The sequence below is a fragment of the Bacteroidota bacterium genome, from assembly GCA_016711505.1.
Taxonomy (GTDB): Bacteria; Bacteroidota; Bacteroidia; order AKYH767-A; family 2013-40CM-41-45; genus JADKIH01.
Window position 1 is genome coordinate 296,221 of the sequence record JADJSV010000003.1, and the last position, 12,882, is coordinate 309,102.

Annotated in this window: 12 protein-coding genes; 7 read left to right on the plus strand and 5 right to left on the minus strand. The window is 38.3% G+C overall.

Annotated features, from left to right (window positions below):
• Positions 1 to 57: 57 nt before the first annotated feature.
• Positions 58 to 1,389, plus strand: coding sequence for a saccharopine dehydrogenase NADP-binding domain-containing protein (locus tag IPL24_07140; protein ID MBK8363459.1), 1,332 nt, complete (start codon positions 58 to 60; stop codon positions 1,387 to 1,389).
• 74 nt (positions 1,390 to 1,463) lie between these two features.
• Here IPL24_07140 and IPL24_07145 read toward each other — a convergent pair whose 3' ends face one another.
• The 3 genes from IPL24_07145 to IPL24_07155 all read right to left on the minus strand — a co-directional run bounded on the left by IPL24_07145 (position 1,464) and on the right by IPL24_07155 (position 3,603).
• Positions 1,464 to 2,135 (minus strand): methyltransferase, encoded by a 672-nt coding sequence (locus IPL24_07145; GenBank protein MBK8363460.1) that lies wholly within the window; start codon positions 2,133 to 2,135, stop codon positions 1,464 to 1,466.
• A 322-nt stretch (positions 2,136 to 2,457) separates the two neighbouring features.
• Positions 2,458 to 2,991 carry a hypothetical protein gene (locus IPL24_07150; protein ID MBK8363461.1) on the minus strand — a complete coding sequence of 178 codons (534 nt, stop codon included), beginning with the start codon at positions 2,989 to 2,991 and terminating at the stop codon, positions 2,458 to 2,460.
• 66 nt (positions 2,992 to 3,057) lie between these two features.
• Positions 3,058 to 3,603, minus strand: a complete 546-nt coding sequence (locus IPL24_07155) for a 30S ribosomal protein S16 (GenBank protein ID MBK8363462.1) — start codon at positions 3,601 to 3,603, stop codon at positions 3,058 to 3,060.
• A 259-nt stretch (positions 3,604 to 3,862) separates the two neighbouring features.
• On the opposite strand from IPL24_07155, the gene IPL24_07160 reads away from it, so the two are divergent.
• The 3 genes from IPL24_07160 to IPL24_07170 all read left to right on the plus strand — a co-directional run bounded on the left by IPL24_07160 (position 3,863) and on the right by IPL24_07170 (position 8,038).
• Entirely contained in the window at positions 3,863 to 6,214 is a 2,352-nt protein-coding gene (locus IPL24_07160) for a UvrD-helicase domain-containing protein (GenBank protein MBK8363463.1), read from the plus strand.
• A gap of 100 nt (positions 6,215 to 6,314) precedes the next feature.
• On the plus strand, positions 6,315 to 7,034 hold the full coding sequence (locus IPL24_07165; protein ID MBK8363464.1) for a DUF4290 domain-containing protein: 720 nt from the start codon (positions 6,315 to 6,317) through the stop codon (positions 7,032 to 7,034).
• An 11-nt stretch (positions 7,035 to 7,045) separates the two neighbouring features.
• The gene (locus tag IPL24_07170) at positions 7,046 to 8,038 is read left to right on the plus strand and encodes a fatty acid desaturase (protein ID MBK8363465.1); all 993 of its coding nucleotides are present in this window, start codon (positions 7,046 to 7,048) and stop codon (positions 8,036 to 8,038) included.
• Positions 8,039 to 8,570: 532 nt separating this feature from the next.
• On the opposite strand, the gene IPL24_07175 is transcribed toward IPL24_07170, so the two are convergent.
• Positions 8,571 to 9,503 carry a T9SS type A sorting domain-containing protein gene (locus IPL24_07175; protein MBK8363466.1) on the minus strand — a complete coding sequence of 311 codons (933 nt, stop codon included), beginning with the start codon at positions 9,501 to 9,503 and terminating at the stop codon, positions 8,571 to 8,573.
• A 121-nt stretch (positions 9,504 to 9,624) separates the two neighbouring features.
• Positions 9,625 to 10,056 (minus strand): hypothetical protein, encoded by a 432-nt coding sequence (locus IPL24_07180; GenBank protein MBK8363467.1) that lies wholly within the window; start codon positions 10,054 to 10,056, stop codon positions 9,625 to 9,627.
• 200 nt (positions 10,057 to 10,256) lie between these two features.
• Here IPL24_07180 and murA point away from each other — a divergent pair, with 200 nt between their 5' ends.
• The 3 genes from murA (at position 10,257) to IPL24_07195 (ending at position 12,882) form a co-directional block, all read left to right on the plus strand.
• Positions 10,257 to 11,570: a UDP-N-acetylglucosamine 1-carboxyvinyltransferase gene (gene murA, locus IPL24_07185; GenBank protein MBK8363468.1), complete on the plus strand. Its 1,314-nt coding sequence runs from the start codon at positions 10,257 to 10,259 to the stop codon at positions 11,568 to 11,570.
• A 110-nt stretch (positions 11,571 to 11,680) separates the two neighbouring features.
• Positions 11,681 to 12,205 (plus strand): TlpA family protein disulfide reductase, encoded by a 525-nt coding sequence (locus tag IPL24_07190; protein MBK8363469.1) that lies wholly within the window; start codon positions 11,681 to 11,683, stop codon positions 12,203 to 12,205.
• Between the two features lie 206 nt (positions 12,206 to 12,411).
• Complete coding sequence (locus tag IPL24_07195) at positions 12,412 to 12,882, plus strand: hypothetical protein (GenBank protein MBK8363470.1); 471 nt, start codon at positions 12,412 to 12,414, stop codon at positions 12,880 to 12,882.

Below are 12,882 nucleotides of genomic sequence, written 5' to 3' on the forward strand. Positions count from 1 at the left end.
TTGCACTGATCCATTGCAATGCCATTTGTTATCTTCGCCCGAAATTCATTTCCTGTTATGCGTCGTATCTTATTAATCGGAGCCGGTCGGTCTTCTTCCAGTCTGATCAATTATTTTCTTGAGAATGCCCAGACCGAAAACTGGACGTTGACTGTGGGAGATGTTTCCGTTGAAAGTGCACGTCAGAAAACGAATGATCACCCGGCGGCTACAGCTGTTCAGTTTGACATTACAAGTGAGACGGACCGTGAGAAACATATTGCAAATGCTGATATCGTTATCTCACTATTGCCTGCTCATATGCATTTACCGGTTGCAATAGAATGTGTCAAGCAGAAAAAAGATCTGGTTACAGCATCTTATGTTTCTCCTGAAATGCAGGAACTGGATGCAGGTGCAAAAGTTGCCGATATAATTTTACTCAATGAATGCGGACTCGATCCGGGAATCGATCACATGAGTGCAATGCAGATCATTGATGAAATAAAATCGAAAGGTGGCGAGCTCACTTCTTTCAAATCATATACAGGAGGATTGGTTGCTCCTGAATCGAATGACAATCCGTGGGGTTATAAATTTTCATGGAACCCGCGCAATGTGATCTTAGCAGGGCAGGGAACAGCACGATTTGTAGAGAATGGCAAGTACAAATACATTCCATACAATCGATTGTTCACGGAAATAGAAACGATAAGTGTCGACGAAAATAATTCTTATGATGGATATGCAAACCGTGATTCATTAGCTTACAGACATCATTACGGACTTGAAACAATTCCAACAATGCTGCGTGGAACATTGCGTCAGAAAGGATATTGCAAAGGCTGGAATGTTTTTGTAAAACTAGGACTTACGGATGATTCTTTTGTTGTTGAAGGTTCTTCTAAGATGACTTACGCTCAGGTTGTGGAATCGTTTATTCCTAAATCAGTCAAAGGAGCTACGCTGAAAGACCGGCTTGCTGCATTTATGAATTGTACTGTGAATGACGAATCCATTCAATTGGTAGAGTGGACAGGAATTCTTGCTGATGATCCGATCACTGTTCCTGATTCGACACCTGCACAGATCTTACAAACTTTATTGGAACGGAAATGGTTACTTCGACCTGAGGACAAAGACATGATCGTTATGCAGCATATTTTCGAATATAAATTAGCATGTAAAAATGTTCATCATACTTCTTCATTGGTTGTAAAAGGTGATAACTCTATTTATACTGCAATGGCAAAAACAGTTGGGCTACCTGTTGCAATTGCAGCAAAATTTATTCTCAATAAAAAGATTGCGTTGAAGGGTGTGCAAATTCCGATCGATAAATCTATCTATGAACCGGTGTTGAATGAACTTGAGCATTATGGAATTCGTTTTAACGAAAAAGTAATTTGAAAATCTGTTTACTTGTTTAAGGTTGGACTTTAGTTTTGAGGGATTGTCTTTTCATAGAATACTCCTGCCGTTTCTTATTTCGTAAGACTGTTTTTCAAATTAATATAATATTCCTTTGTCAATTCTATATAATCATTCGTAAACGATCCATCTTCTTCCTGAATAGTAATCTCTTCATCAGTCATCGTCCCAAATTGAAAAGAAAATTGCATCAATAATCGTTTCTCTGATTTATCGGAACGTGTTCGTACGCGTAAAAGATTTCTGCAAAACAATCCGCGCTTCTGAGCTTTGTCTAAAAACTCCATTCCTTCTTTACAAGGAAGAATTACACACAATCTTCCATTAGGTAAAAGCAATTTGATTGCACCGTCGATCAATTCATCAAAGGTGAGCACTTCACTATGTCGTGCGTGAATTCTTGCTTCTACATTTGGTTTAGATGCATGATGGAAGTAAGGCGGATTGGTTACGATGAGATCGTATGAAGGGACTTTATCTTTTGCAAATTCCTGTAAAGAAATATGATGCGGATACATTCTGAAAAACCAGGGTGAGATGCGGAAATTTTCTTTGGTCTGATTGTATGCATTTTCATCTATGTCGATAGCATCAATTTCAGCTTCTGATTTCTGTGCTAACATCAATGCAATGATTCCGGTTCCTGAACCGATATCAAGTATATGATTTGCATTTTCCGGAAGTACCCACGATCCGAGAAGTACGGCATCGGTACCTACTTTCATCGCGCACTTTTCCTGATGAATTGTAAATTGTTTAAATCGAAAAGACGTTTCGCTCATACATTCTTTGATGCGTGGAAAAATTGTTTCCTAAATTTAGGGAGAATTTTTTTAAATGCGAAGGTTTTATTTTTGGTGAGTAGTAAGTGGTAAGTTGTGAGTAGCACTGTGAGACTTGAATTCAACTATATAAGAATAGGAAAGTTGATTTATTTCCCGCAGAATTGCGCAGAATACGCAGAATAGCCGCAGATTGTGTTTAACTATTTAATATTATTTAACAAACAAATTTGAGACATTCATATTGACGTTTGACTTAAAAAAATCAAGTGGCGAGATAAATATCCAGCAGCCCTTCCGGAAGATCCAGATAAACAACCTTCAAGTCTTCATCCACTTCAGTAACTACATCATCATTCAGAGGAAAAAGAACTTCTTTTTCATTGATCATACATTTACCGATGTATTGCATCGGATATTCTGCTACTTCTGTTATGATTCCTAATTCACCGAAAGATTCATCAGTTGCTGTAAAACCTTCTACATCTTTCCAGCTCATAAGAACATTTGATTTCTTTTCGCGCATTTTTTCTGCGAAAAGTTCTTTGCCCAGGAATTTCTTGCCTTCAACATCTGAATTGATCTCTTCGAGTTTTACAAAAAAATCTGTGCCGTTCACTTCTAACTCTTCTATACAAAACGGAACGGGCAACCCATTGATCATAATAAAAAGGAAATCAAGTTTGATCAGTTTTTCCGGTCGTGAAATATCCGTCACGCAATTTAAATTGCCCTTATAGCCATGCGTCCGGTTGATAAAACCGACTCTTGAAAGTTTATTGATGTTAATTGATTTCACGGGTGTAAAATAAAAAATCCGTTCTGCAATCTGCAAAACGGATTTTTAAAGTTATACCGGAAAAGCTTATGCTTCTGCCGGAGCTTCACCTTCTGCAGCCGGAGCTTCAGGAGCTGATTCTTCAGCTACAGGAGCTGCTTCTTCAACCGGTGGAGGTGTATTTTTGATACGAATAGCTTCTGCTTTCGCTTCTTTCTTTTTCTTCTCATCAGCTAAACGATCTTCCATAGATTTTTTAGCGCTGCTTGTAAGATTTACTTTTTTCTCTTCGATCTTATTTACTTTTCCTTCTTCCCAGGCTACAAATTTTGCATCTGCTGCCTCTTGAGTAAGAACTCCTTTTGCAACTCCTTTTTGAAGGTGATTGCGGAAAAGAACTCCTTTGTAAGAAAGGATTGCACGACAAGTGTCTGTCGGCTGAGCTCCGTTGCCTAGCCAAGCCAGTGCTTTGTCGGAGTTGAGATTGATGGTCGCAGGATTCGTGTTGGGGTTGTAGTTACCAATAACTTCGATAAACTTACCATCCCTTGGAGCACGAGCATCTGCTACCACAATATGATAGTAAGCATTGTGCTTCTTACCATGGCGTGATAATCTGATTTTTACTGACATTTTTCTTCTATTTGATGGTTATTTGATCCCTTCTCCACCGACCTAGTGGATCACCATTCTCCGATGATGTTTTAAAAAGGGACGCAAATATCGTCTTTTCAAGTTAATAAACAAAACCTCCTCCCATTTTTGTTAAAGTTGACTATAATTTATTGGAAGAATTTGAACAAAGTGCGATTTGAAGCCTGAAAAGTGGTATTTTTGAGAAACATTTAGCCGGCTGAAACCGGCTTTTTTATAGTGTTTTCCACAGATCCGGATGAAAGATAATTATTTAGCAGAACTTAATGAAGCCCAGCAAGCCGCGGTAATCCATACCGATGGCCCGGTTATGATCATTGCCGGCGCCGGATCAGGGAAAACAAGAGTTCTTACTTATCGAATCGGACATCTTTTGCATAAAGGTGTGGATGCTTTTAATATTCTTGCGCTCACATTTACCAATAAAGCTTCCAAAGAAATGCGGGGCCGGATCGAAAAGATCACCGGGAGTGAAGCGAAGAATCTCTGGATGGGAACTTTTCACGCCGTCTTTGCAAAGATCCTCAGAATAGAAGCTGAAAAACTCGGATACCCTTCCAACTTTACCATTTATGATACGGATGATGCAAAAAGTTTGCTGAAAGACATTATCAAAGAACAAGGACTCGACGACAAATTATATAAACCTGATGTTGTGCTGAACAGAATTTCTTCAGCCAAAAATAATCTGTACTCATGGAGTGAATATCAGAAGAATGTTGAATTTGTTGGTGATGATTATTCTTCAGGCCGGCCTAAACTCGGACAACTTTATGAGCTCTATGTTAAACGATGCTTCAAAGCATCGGGAATGGATTTCGATGATCTTCTTTTCAATGTCTGGGTCTTGATCAATAAATATCCTGAGATACTCCACAAGTATCAGCATAAATTCAAATACATTTTAGTAGATGAGTTTCAGGATACAAATTTTGCTCAGTATTCGATCGTAAAAAAACTTGCTGCAGCCTATGAAAATCTTTGTGTTGTTGGCGATGATGCGCAATCGATCTATGCATTCCGTGGTGCAAACATTCAGAACATCCTTTCACTGCAACGTGATTATCCTGATCTGAAAGTTTTTAAACTCGAACAAAATTACCGGTCAACTCAAGTGATCGTTAATGCTGCGAATAGCGTCATAGAAAAAAATAAAAATCAACTTAAGAAAGACGTCTGGACGCATAATGCCGAAGGTGATAAGATAAAATTGATGCGCGCCTTAAGCGACAATGAAGAAGGTGTCATGGTTGCGAATTCCATCTTTGATACAAAGATGCATCAGCAGTGGAACAATAAGGATTTTGCAATTCTTTACCGGACCAATGCACAGTCGCGTTCAATGGAAGAAGCTTTGCGGAAAATGGGAATTCCTTACCGCATTTACGGCGGACTTTCGTTTTACAAAAGAAAAGAAATTAAAGACTTACTTGCTTATTTCCGTTTGGTCATCAACCACAATGATGAAGAAGCTCTTAAGAGAATTATAAATGTTCCAACAAGAGGAATTGGAAAAACGACGATTGAAAAACTGATTGTTGTTGCTTCCGAACAAGATAAAAGTATCTGGGATCTTATCATCGATCCGTTTCAAAATCCGTGTGCCTTTAATTCAGGAACACATGGAAAGATCAATGAGTTCGTTACTATGATCAGAAGCTTCGAGGTGAAACTGAAGTCTGATAATGCATTTGATCTGGCTAATACTATTGCAACATCATCCGGATTACTTCGTGATCTGTATCAGGACAAAACGCCCGAAGGATTAAGTCGCTATGAAAACATTCAGGAATTACTGAATGGTATCAAAGAATTCGTAGATACAGGAAGAAGTATCACTCCGGATGGCGATGAAGATGTAAATCAGGATCCGGATACAATTGTACGGACACTTGACAGATACATGCAGGATATTGCATTGTTGACCGATGCAGATGATGATGAAGAGGGAAGCGATGATAAAGTGTCCTTAATGACAATTCACGCTGCAAAGGGCTTAGAGTTTCCGGCTGTGCATGTTGTAGGATTGGAGGAGAATTTATTTCCATCGCAGATGTCGATGAATTCGAGAGAAGATCTTGAAGAGGAGCGACGATTGTTTTATGTTGCCATCACCAGAGCGGAGAAAAAACTGACTATCAGTTTTGCAAACTCGCGTTATAAATGGGGTAATCTGATCAATTGTGAACCTTCGCGTTTCATTGAAGAAATCGATCCGAAGTTCATTGAAGAAACTATTCAGCGACCATCCAAGAATAATTTTGCATTCGAAGATATGCCATTTGACAGATGGGAACGTTCGACCACATCAACAAGTTCAAAACCAACCTTACTCGATATTCAGCAAAAGTTGAATAACGGAAGCCTGAAGAAGTTAAATACTGCAACTGTTGACAATATTCCGACTTTCGAAGGTGATGATACTGCTAATCTTGCCGAAGGTATGGAAGTTGAACATGTGAAGTTCGGCCTGGGAAAAGTGATAAAGGTTGAGGGCAATCCCGGTGACAGAAAAGCTACGGTTACCTTCCCGGGCTTTGGAAATAAGCAACTTCTGCTCAGATTCGCTAAATTACGCATAGTTGGCTAGTATCAATCCATTATCTATATTTGCATCACTGACAGGCACATTAAAGCCGGGCGCAACGGAACTTCGTTTTTTAGTCCGTACTAATCCTAAAAAATTTTAAATGGCATTAAAAAGAAAATCATCAACTTCTGAAGTTGAGACTTTTACAGATATTCAACATCTTGAATATAACACTCAAAGAAATCATTTGAGAATTCCGGAATATGGCAGAAGCATTCAGAAAATGGTTGATGCTGCAATTCTGATTGAAGATCGTGAAAAAAGAAACAAAGTAGCAGTGACTATTGTTAACGCAATGTCTATGCTCAATCCATCTGTTCGCGAGATTACAGATTACAAACAGAAATTATGGGATCATCTTTTCATAATCTCCGATTTTAAACTGGATGTGGATAGTCCTTATCCAATTCCCGAAAAATCTATTGTTCACGCAAAGCCATTGCCGGTTTCTTATCCGACAAGTGATATTCATTACAAATACTACGGTAAAGTAATGGAAGACATGATCAGAAAAGTTACTGATCTGGAAGATAGCCCTAAGAAAGAGCAGATCATTCAGAATCTCGCAAACTTTATGAAGATGTCTTATCTGACATGGAATAAAGACACTGTTGATGATGCAACGATCTTCAAACACATGGAAGAGTTAACAGAAGGAGCGGTGAAACTTCACGAAACAGTTCGACTGAATCATACGAATGAAATCCTTGCTTTAAGTAAAGAAAAGCAACGTGACAATCATATTCCTAAGCCGAAGTCTCGTCAGCAAATGAATAAGAACAAAAACAGTAATAGTAATAATAACAGAAGGAAAAAATAATCAGTTCATCAATGTCAAATTCTAAGTTTCGTTACTCCCACGAACCCGAACCACATAAGGCCCGTACCAAACAGATATTAAGTCAATACCCTCAAGTAAGGAATTTAATAGGTAAAAATCCATTTACAATAATTCCTCTTGTTGGAATAGTGATTTCAATGATCGTAATTTCTTATTTGCTGAAAGACAGTTCATGGTGGCTTGTGTTTCTGGTAGCTTACACTTATGGAGCTTTTGCTAATCATGCACTGTTTGTGATGATCCATGAATGCTCGCATAATCTTTTGTTCAAGGGAAAAGTTCCGAATTACATTGCATCGATGACTGCCAACTTGCCGCATGTTTTGCCAAGTGCGATTTCTTTTACTAGATATCACAGAATGCATCATGTTCATCAGGGAAATCATGATCTGGATGCTGACTTACCAGATTTCTGGGAAGCACGTATATTGGGAAATAATTTCTTCAGCAAAGCGCTTTGGTTATTATTGTTTCCATTTGTTCAGTTAAAACGTACGTTCAGATTAAAATACATAAAGCCAATTGATAGCTGGGTAATAGTAAACTGGGTAGTTCAGTTTGCTTTTGATTTTGCAATCATTTACTTCTTCGGATGGAAAGCGATGGCATTTATGGCCCTTAGTTTTTTCTTTTCTGTTGGATTTCATCCATTGGGCGCAAGATGGATCCAGGAACATTATTTAGTACTCGATGAAAAGCAGGAAACATACAGTTACTATGGGTTCTTTAATAATGTTGCCTTCAATGTTGGTTTTCACAATGAACATCATGATTTTCCTTCCATTCCATGGAATAAACTTCCGGAATTAAAAAAGCAAGCACCCGCTTTCTATGATACACTTAAGTCACATACTTCCTGGACGAAATTATTTTTCCGGTTTTTATTTGATAACAAGATCACCCTGCATAGCCGCATTTTGCGTGATGAAAATTCAAAAGAGAAATCGTTGAAGTTTGAAGATCAACCGGTGAAATACTATTGAGTAATTAAGTTAGCAATAGCGATTAAAAAAATACAGCCACCTGACCGGGTGGCTTTTTTTATGTTACAAAATGTGATTTATTTAATGCAAATTTTAATGAGCCTCATTCTGTATGTATCCTGGGTTTTTACGAGGTTTGAGAGAAAAAGCACAAAAAAATTATTTCCCGCAGAGATGCGCAGAATACGCAGAAAAACCGCAGAGATTCCTGCGGAATAGAAATATCAATTATTTTCTAGGATAACAAAAAAATCTGCGGCTATTCTGCGTATTCTGCGCATCTCTGCGGGAAAGAATATTAGCGCAATTTTTTGACCGGAATAAAAAAGCAAGTCCGCATTTCAACAATACGCTTATTTTCTCACACCCCTGGGACTTACCTTTTCTTCCGGCAAATATTCTCAATTCAATTATTCGTACTACAGATTAAAACTCTGATCATAAAAAGTAAATGTGCTTTTTGTGTTCCGGTTTCTACTGAAGAGAAAATCCGGAAACACAATTTAGCACGGTATTCAGATTCTTACGGGAATCATCTATGGAGAACAGGTACGACCCTGTTGAAGTGTCTGCCACTGATTGAGATTGCATTTAAAAAATATGTGCCACTTTTTAATCCGGAGATTTCAATAGTGTGCGATGGAGAATTTGATATTTGTTCGGCAATTTTTCTCCCCTGGCTATCATAAAGTATAACAGTAAAAAATTCCCCATTTGTTAAGGACATGTCAATGTGAGAAATGCCCATTATAATTTGAAGTTCAATTTTGCTGTTTGAAACCAAGTTCTCTTTCTGTGAGCCATTTCTGAACAGTCCATTATTTTTAAGCATTGAATAAGTAAACCACATTGAACCGGCGCACATATTTGCAGTTGGATTGCCTGATGAATATTGGTTTTCGTTATAGCTGTAACACGAACAACCTGCGCACATATAAGCGGGGTTATTCAGTTTATCGAGAAAACTTTTTTCTACTGAATACATGTTGCCGGATGCCATTGGAATTATTCCCATCAGATAGCGGCCAAGATGTTCCAAAGGTGTAGTTGACGAATTACAAAAACTGAATGAATTACTCTGTGCGCTAAAGCCTGTATAAAAAGTTGTCCCGTTTCTGGAAAACTGATCGGATAGCAAATGCAGTAATTTACAATTGATGTCAAAAGCTCCATTAGCATTAAATGGACTTGTGTAGAAAGGAATCATCATTTTATCGATCAACGGATCTGCCTGTTCAATCTGATCTGTAATTGTCCATCCTTGCAATCTGAAATAATTAGTAGGTTCAAATTCGGATTCTATGCTGATATCATAACAAGGACACTTCAACGCCTGCAGAAATCGCAAGACCGATTTATAACTTTCAAATTTCGATTTAACCAGATTCAACGTGCCTGAACTTGCGTCCTTCCAATAGCGATCTTCAAGATAGAAAACGTCAATAGCCGATTTGCAAGTACTCAAACCGTCGCTCGGGATGGTTTTTGTGAAGTCGACAGTTCGGAGAAAAAATTTTAATGTTTCGGAACGTTGCATATCTTCCGAACTCCCCACATAATTTATCATGGAATCCAATTGATTTAAATTATACGGACTGTTTACCAAACATGACTGGTGAAAAATAATCGCTAGCCTTTAGTTTTCTGGTCCTGATAGTATAGTCAGACTTTTTTCCAACGACTCCAATGCGTAATTGCGGGAATTCGAATTTCAACCCTGTAATCATTTGTTTCAGATACATTTCTAAAACAGGTTTGCCAATGATCAGGTTATGATCAAGATCGTATAAAGCAATGTATCCAATGAAATTTTCCCTGATATATGTTTTTAATTCATCGAAAGCACCAAGCGGGTTTCCGTTTTTCATATCAACAACGATCTCATTTGTACAGTCAACTAACATTCCTCTCGTATAAGGGAAATTATTGGATGGAGGTGGTTGATGTTGCTGTGCAATCTGGGCATTTAAAGTTATTGCCATTAGCAGGAAGGCAAGGAATATATTTGTTTTTTTCATCTTGTTTTTTTTACAAAGATGAGGTGCCGGAATTACTTCTGCATCCAATAGAAGCAGGAGGTTTTATTATCCATCTTATATTAGAAAAAAAGATAAACTCTTTCAATTATATCTGTTCAAAACTTTAGTATCTTCACATACAAAGATTGCAGGAAGTATTTTTTCTTCGTGTGTCGTTTCAGACGACTAAAAATTAATTTATGGCTAATAGTTTTGAAGTAACAGGCGGGCTTGAACTTTCAGGTGAATTGGTTCCACAGGGAGCAAAGAATGAAGCTCTGCAGATCTTGTGTGCAGTTCTCCTTACTCCTGAAAAAATGGTGATCAGAAACATTCCCGACATCCGGGATGTAAATAAACTGATCGAACTTCTTCAACATCTTGGTGTTCAGGTTGAACAAACAGGTGTACTGAAAGGCGAGTTCACATTTCATGCAAAGAATATCAATATTGATTATCTCGATACTCCGGATTTTAAAAAGCAAGCTTCTGCTCTGCGTGGGTCGATCATGATCGTTGGGCCGCTACTTGCCCGCTATGGTAAAGCGCGAATTCCAAAACCGGGTGGTGATAAGATCGGCAGAAGAAGACTCGATACTCATTTTGTCGGCTTTCAATCGTTAGGGGCACAGTTCGACTATAATGATCAGGATAGTTTCTATAATGTAACAGCAAAAAAGCTTAAAGGTGCATACATGTTACTTGATGAAGCATCAGTTACAGGTACTGCAAATATTGTAATGGCCGCTGTTCTTGCTGAGGGAACTACAACAATTTACAATGCTGCATGTGAGCCTTACTTACAGCAACTCTGCAAGATGTTGAATCGAATGGGAGCAAAGATCTCAGGTATCGGTTCGAATCTGCTGGTGATAGAAGGAGTGACTTCTCTGAAAGGCACAGAACATAAAATGCTTCCGGATATGATTGAGATCGGTTCATTCATCGGGCTGGCAGCAATGACAAAATCAGAAATCACAATTAAAGAAGTCGGGTATCAGCATCTGGGAATTATTCCTGAAATGTTTAGACGACTCGGAATACAGATGGAATTAAGGGGCGATGACATTTTCATTCCCCGTCAGGAGAATTACGAAATCGAATCATTTATTGATGGATCAATTCTGACTGTTGCTGATGCTATCTGGCCCGGATTTACTCCGGATCTTTTAAGTGTTGTACTGGTAACAGCTACACAAGCAAACGGAACTGTCTTAGTTCATCAGAAAATGTTTGAGAGTCGGTTATTCTTCGTCGATAAACTAATTGATATGGGTGCACAGATCATTTTGTGTGACCCACACCGCGCGACTGTTATCGGATTGAACAGAAAAGTTCCATTAAAAGCGATCCAAATGACTTCGCCGGATATCAGAGCAGGGGTGGCATTGCTGATCGCAGCACTATCTGCGAAAGGCAAAAGTGTAATCCACAATATTGAACAAATTGACCGTGGATATCAACGAATCGACGAGCGATTGAATGCAATTGGAGCGAAAATTGTCAGGGTTTAAATAATTGCAGCTAAAAAATTGTGAAATACCAAACTTTTAGCCCAATTTAGCGTTATCTTTAATCCAAAATGGCAGGATAATTGCCCCATCAGGCCTGCAAAAAAAATATTATGAAAAAAATAATCTTCGCTCTGGCAGTTATATTGACTGCTTCAACAGTAAGTTTCGCTCAAAAATCCACAGCTACTGTAGGAATTGAAGTAGGAAACAAAGCTCCTGAATTAAGTTATATGTCTCCCGAAGGCAAACCAATTCCGCTTTCAAGTTTAAAAGGAAAAATGGTATTGATTGACTTCTGGGCATCATGGTGCGGACCATGCAGACGTGAAAATCCGGCTGTAGTTCAGGCTTACACAAAATTTAAAAACTCTAATTTCAAAAGTGGAAAAGGATTTACTGTGTATGGTGTGTCACTTGACAAAGACAAAACAAGCTGGACAAATGCAATTAAACAAGATGGTTTGACATGGACTTCACACGTCAGTGATCTTAAATGGTGGAATTCTGATGCAGCATCAATTTATAACGTCAAATCGATTCCTGCAAACTGGTTGATCGATGGTAATGGTATCATAGTAGGCAGAGATCTTCGTGGTCCCGCACTTGACCAAGCTCTTCAGGGCCAAATGAAATAATTAATTTAGAATTCAAATTCTAATAAGGAAGCAGAGGAAAAAAACCTCTGCTTTTTTTATGCAATTCTTTTACCCCAATAAAAATATTTGAAAATTGAACTTTGCCGCTTTTAATCCTGAAAATTCCAAGAATACATTTTGCCCTTAACTCTTAAGGTTGGTTTTCACTGGATATTTGAGTAGTATTGTATTCTGCCAACACAAAAATGAAATTTAAAATAATACTAGGGCTACTGATTGTTTATGTCAGTTTTAAAGCCTCAGCTCAAACCGGTCAAACACCGGTTTCAAATCCGGAAAATCCGGTTTGGATCAACATGATGGAAGATCCGAATGTCAATTATTTTGAAGCCGTAAAAGCGTACGAAGATTTTATAAAATTAAACGACATCAGACTGGATGAAGTCGAGGAGGAATTAATGGGCGGCGATCAGGAAGCGAAAGATGAATACGAAAAAGAAATGAAGCGTGAGGATAAAGCAATCACAACAGACAAGCAACGAAAGGAATTGGTTGAAAAAGAAAAAATGGCTTACCATATAAAACGTTTCAAAAACTGGAAGAAAGAAGTAAGACCTTATGTTCAGGAAAATGGTCATATTCTGACCCAGGAGGAAAGAACGGCTATCTGGATGCGGCAACAGGAAGAAATGAAAAAGTCGTCCGATAAAAAATAA

Coding starts and splice junctions, on each gene's coding strand:
- IPL24_07140 (MBK8363459.1), top strand. CDS start 58: ATGCGTCGTATCTTATTAATCGGAGCCGGTCGGTCTTCTTCCAGTCTG.
- IPL24_07145 (MBK8363460.1), bottom strand. CDS start 2,135: ATGAAAGTAGGTACCGATGCCGTACTTCTCGGATCGTGGGTACTTCCG.
- IPL24_07155 (MBK8363462.1), bottom strand. CDS start 3,603: ATGTCAGTAAAAATCAGATTATCACGCCATGGTAAGAAGCACAATGCT.
- IPL24_07160 (MBK8363463.1), top strand. CDS start 3,863: ATGAAAGATAATTATTTAGCAGAACTTAATGAAGCCCAGCAAGCCGCG.
- IPL24_07165 (MBK8363464.1), top strand. CDS start 6,315: ATGGCATTAAAAAGAAAATCATCAACTTCTGAAGTTGAGACTTTTACA.
- IPL24_07170 (MBK8363465.1), top strand. CDS start 7,046: ATGTCAAATTCTAAGTTTCGTTACTCCCACGAACCCGAACCACATAAG.
- IPL24_07180 (MBK8363467.1), bottom strand. CDS start 10,056: ATGAAAAAAACAAATATATTCCTTGCCTTCCTGCTAATGGCAATAACT.
- murA (MBK8363468.1), top strand. CDS start 10,257: ATGGCTAATAGTTTTGAAGTAACAGGCGGGCTTGAACTTTCAGGTGAA.
- IPL24_07190 (MBK8363469.1), top strand. CDS start 11,681: ATGAAAAAAATAATCTTCGCTCTGGCAGTTATATTGACTGCTTCAACA.
- IPL24_07195 (MBK8363470.1), top strand. CDS start 12,412: ATGAAATTTAAAATAATACTAGGGCTACTGATTGTTTATGTCAGTTTT.